Genomic DNA, 19,168 nt, shown 5'->3' on the forward strand with positions numbered 1-19,168 from the left:
GCGCGTGCAGCCTCACAGGTCGGCCAGGCCCATGGCGGGGTCACTCACCGAGTGCTTGCCGGTTTCAACGCGGCCGGCAAAGCGGCGTACGAAGCTGGTGTCCGCATCGCAGGTCACGGCGAAGTCGTACCAGGCGCCGCTGCTGGCCAGGTCCCAGTGCAATTCGGCCTTGGCGCCGCCCGCTACCGTCGCGGTCCATGGGCCGTCGGTGCGGTAGGCCTTGGCGCGCACGGTGAACTTGCAGGCATTCTTGCCGCGGTTGTGCATCTCCAGGTACACGTTGCCGTTGGCGATGTCGTAGCACACGCGCACTTCGGGCACGGCGACGTCGCCGGCGCGAAGGGCGTTCAGGTCGCCCTTGAAGTGGCGGTGGAAGCCGTTGGGGCCCAGTACCCACAGGTCGTAGAAGCCGCTGTCGTCGCGCATCGCGTTCCATGCATCGTCGAGCGTCTTGCCGGGCTCGACCATGTAGCGGCGCGGCAGGCGGTCGAGATTGAGCTTGTCGTACACGTGGAACACTGCGGCGGCCGTGCCGGTGTTGGCAAACAGCAGTTGGACTTTTCCGCCGATGGCATCGATGCGGGCGCTCGTGTGCAGCTCGTAGGGCAGCGCGCGCGAAGGGCGCGTGCCTTTGGCTTGAAGCGGCAGTTGCGGAAGCGCCGGAAACGGCACCTGCGAAAGTGCCTGTTGATCTGTGCGCAACTGGTCGGCCTGCGCCTTGGTCTTTCGGCCTGCGAGTGTGGGCAGCGCTTCGTTGTTGGGCGACACGAAGTTGAAGGCACTCGTGAGATCGCCGCACACCGCGCGGCGGAAATCGCTGATGTTGGTCTCCTTCACCCCGAAGCGCGCCTCGACGAAGCGCAGCACCGAGGTGTGGTCGAAGGCCTGCGAGTTGACCCAGCCGCCGCGGCTCCAGGGCGACACCACGTACATCGGCACGCGCACGCCAGGGCCGTAGACACGGCCGTCGGGCGGCGGCTGGTCGGTGGTGCCGGGCGGATTCGGATGGTTGAAGTATTCGGGCGCGAGCGCTTGCACCGGCAGCGTGGTCTTGCCCGCGGGCGTGCCGTCGGCGTTGATCGAAGGCGCGGCCGGCGAAGGCACGTGGTCGAAGTAGCCGTCGTTCTCGTCGAAGTTGATGAAGAGCACTGTCTTGCTCCACACCTCGGGCACCGCGGTGAGCGCGTCGAGCACTTCCTGGGTGTACCAGCCACCCTGCACCGGGCTCGAAGGGCCCGGGTGCTCGGAATAGGCTGCGGGCGCGACGATCCAAGACACCTGGGGCAGCTTGCCGTTCTTGATGTCCTGGCGGAACTGCTCGAGAAAACCGCCGTCGGGCATGGTGTTGGCAATGCCCTTGTAGAGCGGATTGCCGGCGTCGTCGCTGGCCGGATCATAGGCAGGCGAGATCGCGCTGCCACTCACTGGCTTGCCGGAGGCTTCGTTGGCCAGCCGGTACTGCTTGAAGCCGGCCAGCGAGTTGTCGGTGAAGTTGTCGGGCATGTTCTGGTAGACGATCCAGCTGACCTTGGCTTCCTGCAGGCGCTCGGGGTAGGTCTTCCAGCTGTAGCCGTTGGCGGAGCTGTCGATACCGTCCCATTCGTTGTTGACCGTGGCCACGTTCGCGCCCGTGGGGCCGTTGGTGCCGGTCCAGAGGAACATGCGGTTCGAATTGGTGCCGGTGTGCATGCTGCAGTGGTATGCGTCGCAGAGCGTGAAGGCGTTGGCCAACGCAAACTGGAAGGGCAGTTCCGCCTCTTGGAGGTAGCCCATCGATTGGGTGAAAGGCGCCGTCTTGGTTTTCTTGTACTTCACCCATTCATGCATGCGCCCGCCGGCCCACGCATCCTGGCCGTCGCTCCAGCTGTGCGGCGTGCCGGCCACGCGTTGCGCATTGCCCTTCGAGCCGTCGAGGTGGTAGGGCAGCACTTCCTTGCCGGTGTCGTCCAGTTGCTGCCACACGCTGCGCCCGTTGGGCAGCGGAATGGTGAAGCGGTCGCCAAAGCCCCGTATGCCCATGAGCGTGCCGAAGTACTGGTCGAACGAACGGTTCTCCTGCATCAGGATGACGATGTGCTCGACGTCTTGAATGGTGCCGGTCTTGTTGTTGGCGGGAATGGCGAGCGCGCGGCGGATGCTCGGCGGAAAGGCGACGAGTGCGAGCGCGGCGGCGCCGGTGGTGGCCGTGCCCTGCAGGAATTTGCGGCGTGAGTTCATGGTCTTGTTGTGTTTGGTCATGAGGGGATGCGGTGGGCGTTTCGATGAGCGCTCAAGGCGCGCAGCGCATCTCGGGCTTCACGCCCGTGTCGGGTGCGGGCGGGTTCGGATTGGCGGGTACGTCGGGGTTGGTGGGTGTGCCGGTGCCGGGCAGGAAGCCGGAGAAGCCGCCGCCTCCATCGCCGCCGCCGCAGGCAGAAAGGGCGCAGGCCAGGGCCAGTGCGGAAAAGAGCCGCACGGAGGGGAATGGGAGTCGCATGGTGGGTTCCTTGGTGTTGTCGTGTATGGACGTTCGGATGCGGCAAAAAAAAAGCGCCATGAAGGCACCGCGCACCGGACAGATCGCAAGACTAGGGAAAACCCGTTACATCGCTATGAACGAGCGATGACAACGCAAAAGCGCTGGGCGCGCCAAGGGAGCGGAGCGCCGCGAAAGCGCCCGCCCGGCGAGAGGCTCAGCCCTCGTTGCTGATGCCGCTGGAGACGTGGCCCGCAGGCACGTGGCGTGCCGCGGCATCGACGTGGCCGGTCTGGTCGTCGAAGAAGAAATCGGGTTCGAACTCGCGCAGGAATTCGCCTTTCGGCAGGCCGCCGAGGAACATCGCCTCGTCGACGCGGATGTTCCACTTCATGAGCGTGCGGATCGCGCGCTCGTGCGCCGGGGCGCTGCGCGCGGTGACCAGCGCGGTGCGGATGCGCATCTGCGCGTTGCCCGCCATCTGCAGGCGATGCAGCGCCGTCAGCAGCGGCTTGAAGGGCCCTTCGGGCAGCGGCAGGTCGGCCTTGCTGAGTTCGTGCGCCTGGAAGGCATCGAGGCCTTCGGCCTGGAACACGCGCTCGGCCTCGTCGCTGAAGAGCACCGCATCGCCATCGAAGGCAATGCGCACTTCGTTGGGCCAGACATCGCTGGCCTTCACCGATTCGACCAGCACGCGCGCCGCCGGAAAGCCCGCGCCCAGCGCTTCGCGCACGTCCTGCGCGTTGACCGACAGGAACAGGTGCGCACGCAGCGGCCGCAGGTAGCCGAAGGGCGGCCGACCCTGCGTGAACACACCGCGCTGCAGCTTGATGTCGGCGGCCGCGCTCGAGCGGAAGATGCGCATGCCCGAGACCGGGTCGTTGCGCGAAAGAATGACCACCTCGACGCGCTGCACGCCGTCGTCGTTGAAGCGCAGCAGCTTGCGGATCAGCGAGTACGCGATGCCCGGCGCGGCCGGCACGTCGATGCGGTCGAGCTGCAGCTTCATGTAGCCCTCGTTGTCGCCAGCCTCGAAGATCCTGTTTTCTTCTTCGAGGTTGAACAGCGCGCGCGACGAGATCGCGACCACGAGCTTGTCTTCGAGCGTGACGGGCATGGCGTGCAGTGCTTCCTGGCGGACTTACTTGACGAACTGGTTGAGCTGGATGATAGGCAGCATCACGGCCAGCACAATGAGCATCACCACGCCGCCCATGGCCACGATCAGCAGGGGCTCGAGGATGGTGGCCAGGTGCATCGCGCGGCGCTGCACTTCGGCGCCCAGCTGGTTGGCGGCGCGCTGCAGCATCAGCGGCAGCGTGCCGGTCTGCTCGCCCAGCCGCGCGAACATCGAGACCAGCCCGGGAAAGCGCTTTTTCTGCGCCAGCGCCGAGGCCAGCGGCGCGCCTTCGCGCACCAGCACCAGCGCGTCGAGCGCATCGGCGCGCATGGCGCGGTTGCCCAGCGTTTCGGAAGCCGCCTGCAGCGCGCGCAGGATCGGCACGCCGGCGGTGGCCAGCATGGCCAGCGTGCTGGCAAAGCGCGCCGCGTTGTAGCCGCGCGCGAGCTTGCCGACCAGCGGCAGCCGGAGCCAGGCAGCGTCGAACTTCAGGCGGAAGGCTTCCTGCGCCAGCGCCAATCGCGCGGCGATGGCGGCAAACACCACGCCGCCCAGCATCCACCAGCCGTAGTTGCGCACCGCCGCGCTCAGCGACAGCATGACGGTGGTGAGGAAGGGCAGCGAGCGCTTGGTGCCCGCGAACACCTGCGCCACCTGCGGCACCACGTAGCTCACGAGGAAGATCACGATCACGATCGCCACCAGCGTGACGATGGCCGGATAGAGCGCCGCGCCGATGAGCTTCTGCTGCAGCGCCTGCCGCTCCTCGAGATCGTCGGCGAGCCGGTCGAGCACGAGGCCGAGGTTGCCGCTCTGCTCGCCCGCGCCGATCACGGCGGTGTAGATGGGCGAGAACTCGCGCGGATGGGCCGTGAGCGCGCGCGCAAAGGGCGAGCCCGCGTTGACCTCGGCACGCAGCGAAGCGACCAGGTTGCGCTGCGGCTCGGTCTCGGCTTCGTCGGTGAGCGCGGTCAACGCGCGTTCGAGCGGCAGGCCGGAAGAGACCAGGCCCGCGAGCTGGCGCGTCCAGACCGCGAGGCCGGTGGAACTGAAGACCCTGGCGCCGCCGCCCAGCCAGCGGCGCAGGCCGCCATTGCCGGTGCCGTTGACGTGGTTGCTGCCCACCGGTGTGACCGACAGCGGAATGAGCGCCTGCGCGCGCAGCAGGCTGCGGGCACTGCGCGCGGTGTCGGCCTCGAGCACGCCTTCGCGCGACTGGCCGCTGGCATCGATGGCTTCGAAGGAATAGGCGGGCATGGCGGGTGCCGGGCGGATCAGTCGCGCGTGACGCGAAGCAGTTCGGCGCGCGAGGTGATGCCGGCCTGCACCAGCCGTTCGCCGTCTTCGCGCATCAGGCGCAGGCCGCCGCGCGCGCCGGCCTGGAGCAGTTCGCTTTCGGCTGCCTTGCTGTGGATCAGGCCCTGCACGGTCTCGTCGGCCACCAGCAGCTCGAAGATGCCGGTGCGTCCCTGGTAGCCGGTCTGCCCGCATGCCTCGCAGCCGGCGCCGCCGCAGGCCGTGCAGACCTTGCGCACCAGGCGCTGCGCGAGCACGCCCAAGAGCGACGAGCTCAACAGGAACGGCTCCACGCCCATGTCGGTCAGGCGCGTGACGGCGCTGACCGAGTCGTTGGTGTGCAGCGTGGCAAGCACGAGGTGGCCGGTGAGCGAGGCCTGGATGGCGATCTGCGCGGTCTCGAAGTCGCGGATCTCGCCGATCATGATCACGTCCGGGTCCTGCCGCAGGATGGCGCGCAGCGCCTTCGCGAAGGTGAGCTCGATCTTGGCGTTGATCTGCGTCTGGCCCACGCCCGGCAGTTCGTATTCGATGGGGTCTTCCACCGTCATGATGTTGCTGCGGCTCGCATCCAGCCGGGCCAGCGCGGCGTACAGCGTGGTGGTCTTGCCCGAGCCCGTGGGGCCGGTCACCAGGATGATGCCGTGCGGCTGCGCGATGAGGCGCTCGAAGCGCGCGAGCGTGTCGCCCTGCATGCCGACCGATTCGAGCGTGAGCTTCGATTCGGTCTTGTCCAGCAGGCGCAGCACCGCGCGTTCGCCGTGCGCGCTCGGCAGCGTGGAGACGCGCACGTCGACCGCGCGCGTGCCGATGCGAAGGCTGATGCGCCCGTCCTGCGGCAGCCGCTTCTCGGAGATGTCGAGGTCGGCCATGATCTTCAGGCGCGAGATCAGCGCGGCGTGCAGCGCGCGGTTGGGCTGCACCACCTCGCGCAGCGTGCCGTCGATGCGAAAGCGCACGGACGAGGTGCGCTCGTAGGGCTCGATGTGGATGTCGCTCGCGCCGTCGCGCGCGGCCTGCGTGAGCAGCGCGTTGAGCATGCGGATGATGGGCGCGTCGCCGGCGCTTTCCAGCAGGTCCTCGACCGCCGGCAGCTCCTGCATCATGCGCGAGAGGTCGGCGTCGCTCTGCACCTCGCTCACCACCGCGGCGGCGCTCGATTCGCCCTGCGCATAGGCCGCGCTGATGCGCTGCGCAAGCGGGCCGTCGGCCAGCACCTCGAAGGCCTGCACGCCGTACTTGCGCGTGACCTCGCCGACCGCGCTGCGCGAGGGATGGCTCGACATCCACAGCGTGTGGCTGCCGTCGTCGGCTTCTTCGAGCAGCAGCTGCTGGCTGCGTGCGAACGCGTAGGGCAGGGGGTGGCGCATGGGCTTCAGGGCAGTTCGCGCGAGCTGGTCGGATCGGCCGTGGGCGGCAGCGCGCCGCGCAGCGGGCTCGGGCGCAGGGTGCGCGTGTCGGCGGGCGGGCGCGGCGGCGGGATCAGTTGCGTGCCCTGGATGCGGTCGCTGCCGCTGCTGTTGCTGTTGCTGCTGCTGCTGCTGCTGCTGCTGCTGCTGCTGGTGTCGCGGCCGCCCGAGCGCGGAAGCGGTGCCTCCGGCAGCACGGGGGCGGCATCCACGCCGCGCAGCATGATGTTGTCGGTGTTCGGCTGGGTGCGCTGCTGCATGCCGCGGATCTCGTCGTAGCGGTCATAGGCAAAGGCTTCGGTGGAGGCGCCGTCGCGCATGACCGCGGGGCGCAGGAACATCATCAGGTTGCTCTTGTTGCGCGTACGGATCTCGTTCTTGAACAGGTTGCCGAGCACCGGGATGTCGCCCGCCACCGGCACCTTCTCGACCGTGTTGCCGTAGTCGTCCGACAGCAGCCCGCCGAGCATGACCAGGCCGCCGTCTTCCACCAGCACGCTCGATTCGATCGAGCGCTTGTTGGTGGTCGGGCCGTTGGGGTTGTTGATGGTGTTGCCGTCGACGGTCGAGGTCTCCTGGAAGATGGTCATCTTCACGGTGCCGTTCTCGTTGATGGTCGGGCGCACGCGCAGCGTGAGGCCCACGTCCTTGCGTTCCACCGTGGTGAACGGGTTGATGCCCACCGAGCCCGAGGTGCTGGCGTACTGGCCCGTGACGAAGGGCACGTTCTGGCCGATGACGATCTTGGCCTCTTCGTTGTCCAGCGTCAGCAGGTTGGGCGTGGAGAGCACGTTGGCATCGCCGTCGCTGTTGAAGAAGTTCGCGATCGCGCCCAGGATGTACTGGCCGCCGATCTTGCCGGCAATGCCGAGGTTCAGCCCCGACGACGGCCGCACGTTGGCCACGTCGCGCGTGGCCAGCGCCTGCGTCAGCGCCAGGATGTTGGCGCTGGCCAGGCTCGAATTGGTGCCGATGACCGCGTTGTTGCCCAGCGCGCTCTGCCACTGGACGCCGAAGTTGGCGGCCTTCTTGGCGCTGACCTCGACGATCAGCGCCTCGATCATGACCTGCGCGCGCCGGCCGTCGAGCTTGTCGATCACGGCACGCATCTGGCGGTACTGCGGCTCGGGCGCCGTGATGATCAGCGAGTTGGTCGACGGGTCGGCCTGGATCTGTCCGCCGGTCGACGGCTGGTTGGCATTGTTGAGCGGTGCGTTGGCGGCCGCCGAGCCGCCGCCTTGCCCGCTGAGGTTCACCGGCATGGCCTGCTGCATGTTGGCTTGCTGCTGCTGCGGTGCGCCGCCGCCTCCGGCCGCACCCGGGGCCCCCGGCGTGCCGGGCAGCTGGTTGGCCGCCATGGCGGCGCGCAGCGTGGCCGCCAGCCGCACCGCATCGGCGTTCTTCAGGTAGACCACGTAGATGTTGCCGGCCGCGCCGTTGCTGCTCTCGGCGGGCGCGCGGTCGAGCTTCTGGACCAGCGTGCGCACCAGCGCCGCGCGCGCCGGATTGGCCGCGCGCAGGATCAGCGCATTGCTGCGCGGGTCGGCCAGCAAGGTGGTACGGAACGACGCATCGGCCACCCCTGGCGCGGGGGCGCCCGGCGTGGCGCCCGAACCGCTGCCGTCGACCAGCCGGGTGATCAGCGGCAGCATGTCGGTGGCGATCGAATGCTTGAGCGGGATCACCTCGATGTCCGACGCATTGGGCACGTCGAGCGCCGCGATGATGCGCGCCAGCCGGCGCATGTTGTCCGCGTAGTCGGTGATCACGAGCGAGTTGTTGCCCGGGTTCACGTTGATTGTGTTGTTGGGCGGAATGAGCGGGCGCAGCACCGGCAGCAGGCTGTTCGGCGACTCGTAGTTGAGCCTGAAGATCTGCGTGACGATCTGGTTGCCGGCCACCGAGCCGGCGCTGGGCGTGGCGGTGTTGACGGTCTGGGTCTGGAGCTTGGCGTCGGCTTCGGGCACCACCTTGTAGAGCCCTTCGGCCTCCACCACCGCAAAGCCCTGCAGGCGCAGCGCGGAAGCGAACTGGTTGAACGCCGCGGCCGGCGCAATGGCGCGGTCGGTCACCAGGTTCATTGTGCCCTTGACGCGCGGGTCGACCACCACGTCGCGGCCGGTGACCACCGCCATGGTGCGGGCCACGGCTTCGATGTCGGCGTTGGCGAAGTTGAGCGTGATGGGCTCGCCCCGGCGCGGCGCATCGCCGGACTGTGCGAACACGGGCGGCGCGGCCTGCAGCAAGGTGGCGGCAACCAGCATCTGCGCTGCGAGTGCAACGACGGCGAGGCGGCTGCCGGGCGAAGTCAGTGGCTTCATCATGATCAACCCAGGGTGATGATCGAACGCGCGTTGTCGCGCCGTCCGATGATGTTCAACAAATTGGAAAGCGCGTCTTCGCGGCCGGCCGCGGCACTGGCTTCGCCATTGAAGCGAAAGGTGGTGCCGTTCCAGCTGCCGCTGCCGTTCAGCTGCAGGCTGCCTTCGCGCGTGCTCAGCAGCAGGCTCGGGCGGCTGCCGCCTTCGAGCGTGAGGCGGTAGCTGCCCATCGGCTTGAGCGTCGAGAGGCTGGACGACACGTCGGTGGCGTCCAGCGTGGCCTGGCCCGCGATGCGCAGCACGGGGCCGTCCCACTGCATCGAGAGGCCCCGGGTGGAGAGGTCGAGCGTGCCCTCGAGCCTGAGCGTGTTCCAGGGCGCGCCCAGGCCGGTCAGCAAGGTGGCGGGCCAGCGCGAACTGCCATCGCCCCATTGCAGCTGCATGCCGCTCGCGCGCGGGCTGGCCTTGAGCTGGAGCGGCCGGGCCGCGCAGCAGGGCAGGTCGAGCACGGCGAACATGCCGCTCCACGCCGGACGCATGCGCCAGTTGAGCGCGCCGGGCAGCGACACCGCCTCGGCGCCGCCGGCGCCGCTGGCAAGCACCACGGCCGCGGTGCCGTTCCAGACCGTGCCGCGCGGGTTGACAAGCAGCAGCCGGCCCTGGCTCCAGTTCGAGAGCGCCGTGGCCAGCCAGCGGGCCGGCGCGAACAGCACCAGCGCCAGCAGCGCCCCCAGCACGATGCCGAGCAGGGCCCAGCGCCAGCCGCGGCGCGGCGCGGATTCGGCAAGGGAGGAACGCGTCACCATGCGGGCCGTGCTCAACGGGCTGCGGGCAGCGCCATCACGAGCGTGCCCTCCCAGCGCACCTTCGCGGGCTGCGGGTCCTTGCTGCCGGCGGCCGGCGGCGCGGCGGCCGCACGGGTCAGGTGGGCCTCGCGCGGCACCGCGTGCGCATTGCCGCGCGCCTGCGCCAGCCACTGGGCCACGGCCTCGGCCGGCGTGGCGCGCATCGTGATGGTGGCGGCGCCATCGCCGCTGGCTGTCATGAGCTGGGCATTGGTGCCCAGGCTCTCGCGTACCGAGGTTTCGAGGGCGCGCAGCGCGTCGTCACGGTTCAGCCGGGGCTGCGCCTGCAGCGCCTTGGCGCGGTTCTGCAGCAGGGCCATCTGCTGCAGCTGCGCGTCGAGCTGCGCATGGTCGGCCGGCGCCGCGGCCAGCGTGCGCAGCGCGGGCGCCAGCGCAATCCACCACAGCAGCGCGAGCGCCACGAGCGCAGCCGCGATGGCGACCATGCGCCGCTCGCGCAGTTCGAGGGCGGCCCAGCGGGCCCGGAGTTGTTCGCCGAAGTTCATCGCGCAGCCTCGGCCTGCACCAGCAGCAGGTCGCCCTCGGCGCGCACGCTGTAGCCGCGCGGACCCATCGCGCCCGAGAGCCGCGTGAGCTCGGAAGGCTGCAGGCCCAGGCCGCGCAGGCGCAGCTGGCCGGCGCTGTAGTCGATGGCGCTGGGTGTCTTGCCCGGCGGAAGATTGGGGGCGAGCGCGCCGATCATCGGTTCGAGGTCGCTGCCCGCGACATCGCCCACGGCCTGCTGCAGCGCCGCGACCTCGCGAGCCATCTGCAGCGGCGCGTCGACCACGAGTTTCACGGACGGGAAGGTCTGGGTCAGCATGGTCTTGACGGCCTGGCGCTTGGCCTCGAGTGCATTGCGTTCTTTCCAGGCCCAGGCATTGAGGCCGATCAATTGGGTCAGCAGCAGGGCCACGATGCCCCAGCGCGCGGCGCGCCACTCGGGCGCATAGCGCAGCGTCTGCACCACCGACGCAAATTTCTTGCCGGCGCGGGCACGGCCCGTCACGGCCAGGTCGAACTGCGCGAGCTCCCAGGGCGAGCGCGCCGCCTGCAGCCAGCGCTGCGGCGCCTGCACGATGGGCACGCGGCGCTCGAGCAGGTGCTCGGCGGCTTGCGCGACGGCGGGCTCGGCGCTGATCACGGCGGTATCGAGCGGCAGGCCGGCGGCGAGCGCCAGCCCGGCGCCCGTGAGCGGCAGCGAGACCACGCCGTCGGCATCGCACACCGTGAGCTGCGGCGCCTCGGCTTCGCCGGTGACCTGCAGCAGCGGCGGACCGTCCGCGGGCTGCGGCGCGAATTCGGGAACGATGCGCACCACGCGCCGTCCGGCCGACTCCAGCCCCTGCACCAGCGTGCGCAACCAGATGCGGTTGCAGGCGGCCACCCAGACCGGCGCGCCGGCCTTGGCCGCGGGTTCGAGCGCGAAGTGCAGGGCCTCGGGATCGTCGAGCAGATGCTCTTCGAGCAGGCCGTCGAGCACGGCGCGCAGCTTCGACGCGCTGTTCATGCTGCCCTTGGGCAGCGTGACGCGGTGCCATGACAGCGCCGCGGCCGGAATGCCGAGCGTGACTTCCGCGCTGGCCGGCAGCAGTGCGAGCAGCGCGCGGCCATGGTTGCGCAGGGCGATGCCGTCGTCGCCAGCCTGGGCCCAGTCGTACTCGCCCGCGGCGTCGGCCGGGGGGAGGGGAGCGATGAGCAGCAGCGGGGTCATTTCGATTTCAGGAGGGCGGGTGATTGTAGGGGTGCGCCGATGGTGCTATTGCTACTCTATTTGTAGCGTTTGACGTAGATGCGACGGGCGCTGGACGATGTATTGACGCAACAGAAATGAGGAAAGGAAGCCGCACTCAGGGTTTAGCCGGAGTGGCTGTGGCAAGGCCGGCGCCGCGGTTGCGCCAGATCGTCTTCACCGTGACGCCGTCGCGCTGCAGCAGCGAGCGCTCCTCGACCCAGGTGCGGTCGAGCCGCAGCCGGCCGTAGACCTCGAAGAACTGGGTGCCCACGCTGTGCTGGCCGGCGTTGAACTGCGTGCCGCCGTTCGGCAGCGCGGCGTTGGCGTCGGCAATCTGCTTGAAGTACGAGCGCGTGCGCTTTTCCACCAGCTGGCGCGCGTCGCTGATGCTCAGCGACGGCAGGCTGGCGCTGATGGCTTCGGCGCTCGCGGTATTGATGTTGAGCGGCGTGCGTATCGGGAGGATCGTCACGTAGGGCTCGAGCGCGGCCGCGGTCGAGGGCGAAAGGCCGAGCCACACCAGCTGCGAGACCTCCTGCGGCATCAGCGGCGCCGCGCCGGCATCGCCGCCGGCGGCATCGGTGCCGGTGGCCAGCGCGCGCGCGAGCGAGGCCGTCATCGCGCTGAGCTCCGAGGCCGGCAGGCCCAGGATATTGAACAGCTTGGTGAAGGTGGCGATGCTGGCCGGCACCGGCTTGTTGCCGTCGACCAGCGACAGCACGTTGAGCTTGGATTGCGCATCGACCACGCGGCCCGACAGGAAGGCGTCGGGCAGCCCTTCGAGGTTGTCGCTGGCCACGTTCTTCTCGGCCGACAGAAAGCTCGTGAGCCGCGCTTCCGCGAGCGGCACGGCCCAGGGTTCGGCCAAGTGGTCGGGCCCGCCGGTGAGGGCGTCCTCGCGCAGGATCAGGCGCGACCAGTCGAGCGCGCCGATCAGCACCCATGCCGCCTGCACGCGCCCGCGCTCGGCCGCCTCGACTTCGGACGCGCGCCATTGCTGCCACAGCGCCGCGGCGGAGAAGGTGGCGACCAGCATCACGGTCAGCATGGCCGCGAGCAGCGCGGCGCCGCGCTGGCGTTGCCCCATTGTTCGAAAAACCGTGGATGCGGTCATGAGCGCGGCGCTCCCACCGTGGGCTTGACCCAGTCGCGCGTGAGCGTGCCCGCCAGCCCCTCGCCCGGAGACAGGGTCAGCACCAGGCGAACGCCGTCCGGCATGTTCACGAGGGCGCCGGTGGGATTGGCCGGGTTCGCCGGATTGGGCGCGCTGGCCGGCAGTTCGCCCGCGGGCGTCCAGGCGTTCTCGCGGAAGTAGTAGAGCTGCCAGCTCGTGGCCGGCATCAGGGCGACGTCGCCGCCGCCGCCTTCCTGCGCCCATGAAGCGGCCAGGTTCCACGCCTGCTGCCATTCGCCGCGCGTGGTAAAGGGTGGCGACTGCCAGCGCCGCCAGCGGGTGCCGTCGGCACCGGTGCGCAGCGTCCACGCCACCACCAGCATGGCGGGGGCGCCCGCATCGCTGCCGCGGCGCGTGAGCCGCAGCACGCGGCCGTCCCAGTCGATCGGGCGGGTCTGCGCGATCGGGGTCACGGCGTCGAGGTCGGCGCCCCATTGCGAGAGCGTGGTCTGCAGCGTCAGCACTGCGTCGGCGCGCTGCTGGTTCAGCGTGGTGGCGCGCGACATGTTGTCCAGCCCGCGCCAGCTCACGAGCGCGAGCAGCGCCATCACCGAAATGGCCACCAGCAGCTCGATCAGCGTGAAGCCGCCGCGGGCTCCCTGGCTTGCGAAGCGTCGCATCAGAAGCGGCCCACCACGGTCGAGATGCGCAGCACCGGCGCGTTGGCCTCGTCGCGCACCTGCACGTCGACGCGCCGGAAGTTGGGATTGAGCGTGGCGATGGTGGAGGTGGTCACGTTGAACGAGACGCCGGCCTGCACGCAAATGGAGCCCGAATCGCCCACCGCCGGCATCTGCCTGGCGAGCCGCGCCTTGGCGAGCTCGTTTTCCGCGCACAGGTCGGCCAGCAGCAGGTCGGACTGGCGCTGCGCATTGCGCGTGAGCGACATCGTGGCCTGCGAGCCCGCCGCGAGCGCCAGCGCGACGATGCCCAGCGCAATCAGCACTTCGATCAGCGTGAATCCGCCGCATGCCGGATGGCGCCGCGACCTCATGGCGTGCTCACGGTGAAGGGCCTGAGGCCGTCGGTGGCAACGCGCAGCGAGCGCGCGGGCGGGCCTTCGGAATACAGCACGATCTGCTGAGCGGCAATGATCGGGTCGGGACCCAGTTGCACCGCCGCCACCGGCGCGCCGCCAACCAGCGAAGCCGTGGCGCTGATGCCGCTCGCGGCCCAGCCGCTGGGCAAGGCATCGGGCGGCAGGCCGTCGAACACGAAGCTGCCGCCCTCCACGAGGCGCCACCGCACCGCGACGCCGCTCGCGCGCGACTGGGCGCGGGCCGATTCGAGCAGCGCGGCCAGCCGGTCGGCCTCGCGGTCGAGCCGGGCCGCGTTGGTGTCGCGCATTGCGAAGCTCACGCTGGCCGTTGCGATCGCGATGATCGCGATCACCACGATCAGCTCGAGCAGCGTGAAGCCGCCCGTGCGCCTACTGCCAGCTGCCGATGTCGGCATTCTTGCCCTCGCCGCCGGCCTGGCCATCGGCGCCGAGCGAGAGCACGTCGATTTCGCCCTTGATACCCGGATTCATGTATTGGTACGGATGGCCCCACGGATCGTTCGGCAGCTTCTCGACGTAGGGTTTCCAGTTGGGCGCGGCCGGCCCGGCGGTCGGGCGCACCAGCAGCGACTGCAGGCCCTGTTCGGCCGTGGGATAGCGCTGGTTGTCCAGGCGGTAGAGCTTGAGCGCCTGCATCAGGTTGTTGATGTCGGTCCTGGCGGCGGTCACGCGGGCGTCGTCGGCGCGCTCGATCACGTTCGGCACGATCAGCGCGGCCAGCACACCGATGATGACCAGCACCACCATCAGCTCGATCAGCGTGAAGCCGCGCTGGGCAGCACGGGTGGCGTCGCGTAGGATTTTTTTCATAGCTTGAATGACATGGTTCGGAAGGCGCGCTGCATGATAATCCGCGGCCATGACAAGTCCCTATTCCGCTGCGCACTGGCATGCCCCCGTTGCAACCACGGGCCTGTGGGCGCTGGCCGCCGGAGCAGCGGTGTTCTGGGGGCTGCGGTTCGCGGCGCCGCCCGAGCCCGTGGCCGCGGCGGCCACCATGCCCCGGGCAGCGGTCTCGGCCGACGCGGATGCGGTCGCGCGGCTGCTCGGCGTGGTTTCGGCGGCCGACGCGGCGCCCGCCGCACCCGAGGCGGCCAGCCGCTTTGCGCTGTCGGGTGTGGTGGCGGATCCGTTCAACCAGGGCGCTGCCCTGATCTCCATCGACGGCAAGCCGCCGCGTCCGTTCCGCGTCGGTTCGCGCGTGGGCGACAACTACGTGCTGCAGTCGGTCGGGGTGCGCGCGGCGACGCTGGGTACCAGTGCGGAAGGACCGGCGGCCTTCACGCTGCAGCTACCCGTGCGCGCGCCGATCAGTTTCGGCAGTCCCGCTCCGACGGGTTTGCCGGCCTCGCCAACGCCATCGGCCAGGCCCAGCGGGCTTTTTCCGGCCACGGTGCCTCCTGTGGTGGCGCCGCCTGCCGGCGGAACTGCACCGTCACAGGCGTCGCAAGCGCCGCCGTCAGATTCTGCGCAGCAACCGTCCGCGCAGCCTGCGCAGCAATAAGAGCCGGGCGGCCTTTCAGGCCTGCAGGAACAGCCTGTACGCCGGATTCGCCGTTTCCTCGACGTAGGGATAGCCCAGCGTTTCGAGGAAGTCGTCGAAGGCGGCCGCGTCGCCGGCCGGCACCTGCAAACCCACCAGGATGCGGCCGTAGTCGGCGCCCTGGTTGCGGTAGTGGAACAGGCTGATGTTCCAGTTCGGCCGCATCAGGCTCAGGAACTTGAGCAGCGCGCCCGGGCGCTCCGGAAACACGAAGCGCAGCAGCCGCTCGTCGTGTGCAAGCCCCGTGCGCCCGCCCACCAGGTGCCGCAGATGCTCCTTGGCGAGCTCGTCGTGCGTGAGGTCGAGCGCGTCGAAGCCGTGGGCAATGAAGGTCTGCGCGATGGTCGTCGATTCGCCGCGCGTCGACGTGGTCAGGCCCACGAACACATGCGCCTTGGCCGCGTCGCTGATGCGGTAGTTGAACTCCGTCACGTTGCGCAGCGCGCCGCCGGCCGAGCCCGTTTCCTGCGATTCGCTGGCCGGCATTTCGCCCACCAGTTCGCAGAAGCGGCGGAAGCTGCCGCGCTCTTCGGGAATGGTCACCGCGAACAGCGCCTCGCGCTCCTCGCCGACCTCCGCGCGCTCGGCCACGAAGCGCAGCCGGTCGAAGTTCATGTTGGCGCCGCACAGGATGGCCGCATAGGTCTCGCCGTGGCGGCCGTGCCCGGCCACGTACTGCTTGATGGCGGCCACCGCGAGCGCGCCCGCCGGCTCCACGATGCTGCGGGTGTCGACGAATACGTCCTTGATGGCCGCGCAGACCGCATCGGTGTCGACCGCGATGTACTCGTCGACCAGATTGCTGGCGATGCGGAACGTTTCCTCGCCCACCAGCTTGACGGCAGTGCCGTCCGAAAACAGTCCCACGTCGGGCAGGCTCACGCGCTGGCGCGCTGCCACCGACTGCATCATGGCGTCGGAGTCGTTCATCTGAACGCCGATCACCTTGATCTCCGGACGCACCGCCTTGATGTAGTTGGCCACGCCCGAGATGAGCCCGCCGCCCCCGATGGCCACGAAGACCGCGTCGAGCCGGCCTTGGTGCTGGCGCAGGATTTCCATGGCGATGGTGCCCTGGCCCGCGATCACGTCGGGATCGTCGAAGGGATGCACGAAGGTCAGGCCCTGCTGCGCCTGCAGCTCGAGCGCATGCAGGTAGGCATCGGAATAGCTGTCGCCATGCAGCACCACCTCACCGCCGAAGCCGCGCACCGCATCGATCTTGAGCCGGGGCGTGGTCACCGGCATGACCACCACCGCGCGCGCACCCAGCTTGCGCGCGCCCAGCGCCACGCCTTGCGCGTGATTGCCGGCCGATGCGCAGATGACGCCACTCGCGAGCTGCTCGGCCGAGAGATGCGCCATCTTGTTGTAGGCGCCGCGCAGCTTGAAGCTGAACACCGGCTGCTGGTCTTCGCGCTTGAGCAGCACCGTGTTGCCGAGCCGTTCGCTCAGTGCATTGGCTTTCTCGAGCGCGGATTCGACCGCCACGTCGTAAACGCGGGCGTTCAAAATTTTTCTGAGATAGTCGGCGGGCGTCAGTGCCGGCACAGGTACGTCGCGCACGGTTTTGTCCAAGGGAGTTTTCAATTGATAAATGACGATGATAAGAGGCATCGGGATTGCGTACGGGATATGGCATGGACACAAATGTCATAAACCTCATCCAGAGAGCCCCGGCCGCGAACGATTCCGGTTTTTTTGCGCGCAGCTATCCCGCGAGCGAGGCGCCCGCCAGTCATTTAACAAATGAGCAAAATCTGTTAACCCTTTTTGTCATCGACCTTTCCAAAGGGTTGATGCAGGCAGAAGCGGCGCGCGTGCAGCGAGGCGAAATCGGACGGCCGACCTGGCAGGTGATGGGCAACAGATTGCGCGCGCACATCATTCCTTTGCTGGGTTCTGTGCCGGCGCAGGCATTCGCTACTTCCGATGCGCAGCGCCTGATCGATCACCTTGGAGCGCAGGGCTTCACCAGCACGACGATCGCGCAGTACCTTGTGTTGCTGCGAAAGGTGTTGATGCACGGCGTGAACATCGGCGTGCTTCGCGACGCACCTGCCTTCCCGAAGGTCAAGGTGCGCAGCCAGCCGCGCGGGAGCTTCAGCGTTGCGGAGTACCGGGCCGTGGTGGCGGCTGCGCGCCGACTGCGCGGGCAGCCGCATCCGGTGCTCGACGAACTGGCCTCCGGCGAGCGCTTCTGGATTGCGCGTGAACTGCTCGTCATGCCGGAAGAACTGCCATGGCTGATCCGCTGGATGGTCAATACTTTCGTGCGCCCGAGCGACATCAAGCTCATGAAGCACAGGCACATCGACATCGTGCGCGGCAAGCACGTCTATCTGCGAATGAACCTGCCCGAAACCAAGCGGCACAGCCAGCCCATCGTGAGCCTGCGCCCGGCGGTGCGGGTCTATGAATGCCTGCTCGCGCATCGCCGCGAGCAGGGCTTTGGCGGTGCGGAAGACTACATCTTCATGCCGCAATTGAAGAACCGCGAGCATGCGCTGGCCGTGCTCAACTTTCTTTTCCATTGGGCGCTGGAAGCAACGTCGCTCCAGAAAGGGCCGCAGGGCCAGTCGAGGACGCTCTATTGCCTGCGCCATACCGCCATCACCTTGCGGCTTTTGTACGGGCAGGGCATCGACATGCTGACCTTGGCGCGCAATGCGCGCACGAGCGTCAACATGGTCGAACGTTTCTACGCTTCGGTTCTGAGCGGAGAAATGAATGTGGGGTTGCTGCAAAGCAGGCGTGGCCGCGCGAATTGAGCAAAGCCAAAAAGCCGCCCGGCTTGCGCTGGGCGGCTTGATACTGGATTGATCCGAACTGGCTGAAGCCAGCATTGGGAATCAGGCCGCGATCAGAAGGCGTGGCGGATGCCGAAGTCGTAGCCGGTCGAGGTCTTCGGGGTGAAGATGTCGTTGCTGATGAACTTCGGGCCGCCGACGGTCAGATTTGCATAGTTCTTGTTGCTCACGCGAGCGATCGTTGCGTACAGGGCCGTGCGCTTCGACAGGTTGTGCACGTAGCCGAGAGCCAGCTTGTTGGCCTTCGGGTCTGCAAGACCATCATCCATATCGCGGTTCACCTTGACGGCGGAGTACGACGCGCGAATCAGACCCGCGCCAACGGGCACAGTCACGCCAAGCAGATACCCCTTCAGAACGGCTTCGGGAACATACGCGGCATACGGTTCAGAAGTGCCGCCGAGGTCGATATGGTTCTTGGCTCTCGAAACTTCACCAAAGAGCTTCACAGGACCAAAATCATATGAAGCGCCGAGGTTCGCCGTGTTGATCTTGCTCGTCACGCCGAGATAGTAGCCGTCGGCAATCGTGCTGCTGCCATAGGAAAATGCAACGTCCAGAGGGCCATTGGCGTAGCCGAAGCGGCCACCAACGTAACGGCCTTGGCGCGAGTTGTTCGTGACATCAGGCGTGGCCAGGCCGGGGCTGTACTTGGTCTTCTCGCTGAAGGCATACATCACTTGGCCGTAGAAACCACCCAGGTTTGGCGGCAGGAAATAGCCGATGCTGTTGCTGGCGCGAGAATAGTTGCTGCCACCGACGTCAGGGATGCTGGGGGTGTTCACCAGCGCGGTTTTGGCGCTGGCATAACCAGGGAATGCGCTGAAAGCACTGTTGGCCGTCGAAACCAGGTTGGTGCCAACACCGTTGGCGCCGAACGGATCGAACACGGTGTCGTTCCAGAAGGTCGGGGTGTAGTCACGGCCGAGGCGGACTTCACCGAAACCACCTGACAGGCTCACGGTCGAACGGCGAGCGAACGTCGAGACACCGGTCTGGCCGTCGTCGTTGGTGATTGGGGCTTCGAGCCAGAAACTGGCTGCCAGGCCACCACCGAGGTCTTCCGTGCCACGGAAGCCCAGACGGCTGGAGTTGTAGCCCGAATTCGTCAGGCCGCGGCTGCTGGTCCTGACGCTGCCCCGGTTGACATAGAACGGGTCATAGGCGACCGGGAAGCCCAGGGCGTTGTACGTCACGCCGTTGTTCAGGTCGCGCGAGCTGTTCGAATAGCCGCTGATCGAAGCGTCGACCACGCCGAACAGCGTGACGGACGACTGAGCCGAGGCAACACCGGCAACAGCCAGGGCAGCCAGAGCAACTGCCCTTCAGGCCCGAAAAACTAGAGTGGACCCGCAGCGCTGCAGGTCGGGGAAAGAAAAAAGCCCCGAGCCTTGCAGCTC

General features: G+C 68.1%; 18 protein-coding genes. 2 read left to right on the forward strand and 16 right to left on the reverse strand.

All coding sequences use genetic code 11. The annotated features are described in order from the left end of the window. Positions 1 to 12 precede the first annotated feature (12 nt). The 14 genes from RZE77_RS05085 to gspG form a co-directional block, all read right to left on the reverse strand. On the reverse strand, positions 13 to 2,217 hold the full coding sequence (locus RZE77_RS05085) for a phosphocholine-specific phospholipase C (RefSeq protein WP_319440969.1): 2,205 nt from the start codon (positions 2,215 to 2,217) through the stop codon (positions 13 to 15). A 52-nt stretch (positions 2,218 to 2,269) separates the two neighbouring features. Further along, entirely contained in the window at positions 2,270 to 2,476 is a 207-nt protein-coding gene (locus tag RZE77_RS05090) for a hypothetical protein (protein ID WP_319429972.1), read from the reverse strand. 196 nt (positions 2,477 to 2,672) lie between these two features. Beyond that, the gene (locus tag RZE77_RS05095; protein ID WP_319440970.1) at positions 2,673 to 3,572 is read right to left on the reverse strand and encodes a 5'-nucleotidase; all 900 of its coding nucleotides are present in this window, start codon (positions 3,570 to 3,572) and stop codon (positions 2,673 to 2,675) included. A gap of 24 nt (positions 3,573 to 3,596) precedes the next feature. Then, a complete protein-coding gene (gspF, locus tag RZE77_RS05100) occupies positions 3,597 to 4,832 on the reverse strand; it encodes a type II secretion system inner membrane protein GspF (protein WP_319440971.1) in 1,236 nt (411 codons plus the stop codon). Positions 4,833 to 4,849: 17 nt separating this feature from the next. Continuing rightward, positions 4,850 to 6,241, reverse strand: coding sequence for a GspE/PulE family protein (locus RZE77_RS05105; protein WP_319429979.1), 1,392 nt, complete (start codon positions 6,239 to 6,241; stop codon positions 4,850 to 4,852). A 5-nt stretch (positions 6,242 to 6,246) separates the two neighbouring features. Next, complete coding sequence (gspD, locus tag RZE77_RS05110) at positions 6,247 to 8,604, reverse strand: type II secretion system secretin GspD (RefSeq protein ID WP_319440972.1); 2,358 nt, start codon at positions 8,602 to 8,604, stop codon at positions 6,247 to 6,249. Positions 8,605 to 8,606: 2 nt separating this feature from the next. Then, complete coding sequence (gene gspN / locus RZE77_RS05115) at positions 8,607 to 9,407, reverse strand: type II secretion system protein N (RefSeq protein WP_319440973.1); 801 nt, start codon at positions 9,405 to 9,407, stop codon at positions 8,607 to 8,609. A gap of 11 nt (positions 9,408 to 9,418) precedes the next feature. Further along, a complete protein-coding gene (gene gspM / locus RZE77_RS05120; RefSeq protein WP_319440974.1) occupies positions 9,419 to 9,952 on the reverse strand; it encodes a type II secretion system protein GspM in 534 nt (177 codons plus the stop codon). Then, positions 9,949 to 11,160, reverse strand: a complete 1,212-nt coding sequence (gspL, locus tag RZE77_RS05125; RefSeq protein ID WP_319440975.1) for a type II secretion system protein GspL — start codon at positions 11,158 to 11,160, stop codon at positions 9,949 to 9,951. Before gspL ends, gspM begins: the two co-directional genes overlap by 4 nt. A 136-nt stretch (positions 11,161 to 11,296) precedes the next feature. Next, positions 11,297 to 12,295: a type II secretion system minor pseudopilin GspK gene (gene gspK, locus RZE77_RS05130; protein ID WP_319440976.1), complete on the reverse strand. Its 999-nt coding sequence runs from the start codon at positions 12,293 to 12,295 to the stop codon at positions 11,297 to 11,299. Beyond that, the gene (locus tag RZE77_RS05135; RefSeq protein WP_319440977.1) at positions 12,292 to 12,975 is read right to left on the reverse strand and encodes a PulJ/GspJ family protein; all 684 of its coding nucleotides are present in this window, start codon (positions 12,973 to 12,975) and stop codon (positions 12,292 to 12,294) included. The genes gspK and RZE77_RS05135 overlap by 4 nt, the downstream gene beginning before the upstream one ends. After that, positions 12,975 to 13,349 (reverse strand): type II secretion system minor pseudopilin GspI, encoded by a 375-nt coding sequence (gene gspI, locus RZE77_RS05140; protein WP_319429994.1) that lies wholly within the window; start codon positions 13,347 to 13,349, stop codon positions 12,975 to 12,977. The genes RZE77_RS05135 and gspI overlap by 1 nt, the downstream gene beginning before the upstream one ends. Then, positions 13,346 to 13,810 (reverse strand): GspH/FimT family pseudopilin, encoded by a 465-nt coding sequence (locus RZE77_RS05145; protein ID WP_319440978.1) that lies wholly within the window; start codon positions 13,808 to 13,810, stop codon positions 13,346 to 13,348. Before RZE77_RS05145 ends, gspI begins: the two co-directional genes overlap by 4 nt. After that, on the reverse strand, positions 13,785 to 14,225 hold the full coding sequence (gene gspG, locus RZE77_RS05150) for a type II secretion system major pseudopilin GspG (RefSeq protein WP_018903564.1): 441 nt from the start codon (positions 14,223 to 14,225) through the stop codon (positions 13,785 to 13,787). The genes RZE77_RS05145 and gspG overlap by 26 nt, the downstream gene beginning before the upstream one ends. A gap of 49 nt (positions 14,226 to 14,274) precedes the next feature. On the opposite strand from gspG, the gene RZE77_RS05155 reads away from it, so the two are divergent. Further along, positions 14,275 to 14,919: a type II secretion system protein N gene (locus RZE77_RS05155; protein ID WP_319440979.1), complete on the forward strand. Its 645-nt coding sequence runs from the start codon at positions 14,275 to 14,277 to the stop codon at positions 14,917 to 14,919. A 15-nt stretch (positions 14,920 to 14,934) separates the two neighbouring features. Here the strand turns inward: RZE77_RS05155 and ilvA are convergent, their stop codons facing one another. Continuing rightward, complete coding sequence (gene ilvA, locus RZE77_RS05160; RefSeq protein ID WP_041945445.1) at positions 14,935 to 16,548, reverse strand: threonine ammonia-lyase, biosynthetic; 1,614 nt, start codon at positions 16,546 to 16,548, stop codon at positions 14,935 to 14,937. A gap of 50 nt (positions 16,549 to 16,598) precedes the next feature. Here ilvA and RZE77_RS05165 point away from each other — a divergent pair, with 50 nt between their 5' ends. Then, positions 16,599 to 17,729, forward strand: coding sequence for a hypothetical protein (locus RZE77_RS05165; protein ID WP_319440981.1), 1,131 nt, complete (start codon positions 16,599 to 16,601; stop codon positions 17,727 to 17,729). A gap of 92 nt (positions 17,730 to 17,821) precedes the next feature. On the opposite strand, the gene RZE77_RS05170 is transcribed toward RZE77_RS05165, so the two are convergent. Continuing rightward, the gene (locus RZE77_RS05170; RefSeq protein WP_319442308.1) at positions 17,822 to 19,081 is read right to left on the reverse strand and encodes a porin; all 1,260 of its coding nucleotides are present in this window, start codon (positions 19,079 to 19,081) and stop codon (positions 17,822 to 17,824) included. Between the last annotated feature and the right edge of the window lie 87 nt (positions 19,082 to 19,168).

It is taken from the genome of Variovorax sp. SPNA7 (assembly GCF_033807855.1).
Classification (GTDB): Bacteria; Pseudomonadota; Gammaproteobacteria; order Burkholderiales; family Burkholderiaceae_C; genus Variovorax; species Variovorax beijingensis.

Excerpts from the sequence above, each read along its gene's own strand:
- RZE77_RS05090 (WP_319429972.1), bottom strand. The coding sequence starts at position 2,476 with ATGCGACTCCCATTCCCCTCCGTGCGGCTCTTTTCCGCACTGGCCCTG.
- gspM (WP_319440974.1), bottom strand. The coding sequence starts at position 9,952 with ATGAACTTCGGCGAACAACTCCGGGCCCGCTGGGCCGCCCTCGAACTG.
- gspD (WP_319440972.1), bottom strand. The coding sequence starts at position 8,604 with ATGATGAAGCCACTGACTTCGCCCGGCAGCCGCCTCGCCGTCGTTGCA.
- RZE77_RS05145 (WP_319440978.1), bottom strand. The coding sequence starts at position 13,810 with ATGCCGACATCGGCAGCTGGCAGTAGGCGCACGGGCGGCTTCACGCTG.
- gspG (WP_018903564.1), bottom strand. The coding sequence starts at position 14,225 with ATGAAAAAAATCCTACGCGACGCCACCCGTGCTGCCCAGCGCGGCTTC.
- RZE77_RS05155 (WP_319440979.1), top strand. The coding sequence starts at position 14,275 with ATGACAAGTCCCTATTCCGCTGCGCACTGGCATGCCCCCGTTGCAACC.
- RZE77_RS05095 (WP_319440970.1), bottom strand. The coding sequence starts at position 3,572 with ATGCCCGTCACGCTCGAAGACAAGCTCGTGGTCGCGATCTCGTCGCGC.
- RZE77_RS05085 (WP_319440969.1), bottom strand. The coding sequence starts at position 2,217 with ATGAACTCACGCCGCAAATTCCTGCAGGGCACGGCCACCACCGGCGCC.
- RZE77_RS05105 (WP_319429979.1), bottom strand. The coding sequence starts at position 6,241 with ATGCGCCACCCCCTGCCCTACGCGTTCGCACGCAGCCAGCAGCTGCTG.
- gspI (WP_319429994.1), bottom strand. The coding sequence starts at position 13,349 with ATGAGGTCGCGGCGCCATCCGGCATGCGGCGGATTCACGCTGATCGAA.
- gspF (WP_319440971.1), bottom strand. The coding sequence starts at position 4,832 with ATGCCCGCCTATTCCTTCGAAGCCATCGATGCCAGCGGCCAGTCGCGC.
- gspN (WP_319440973.1), bottom strand. The coding sequence starts at position 9,407 with ATGGTGACGCGTTCCTCCCTTGCCGAATCCGCGCCGCGCCGCGGCTGG.
- gspK (WP_319440976.1), bottom strand. The coding sequence starts at position 12,295 with ATGACCGCATCCACGGTTTTTCGAACAATGGGGCAACGCCAGCGCGGC.
- RZE77_RS05135 (WP_319440977.1), bottom strand. The coding sequence starts at position 12,975 with ATGCGACGCTTCGCAAGCCAGGGAGCCCGCGGCGGCTTCACGCTGATC.
- gspL (WP_319440975.1), bottom strand. The coding sequence starts at position 11,160 with ATGACCCCGCTGCTGCTCATCGCTCCCCTCCCCCCGGCCGACGCCGCG.
- RZE77_RS05165 (WP_319440981.1), top strand. The coding sequence starts at position 16,599 with ATGGACACAAATGTCATAAACCTCATCCAGAGAGCCCCGGCCGCGAAC.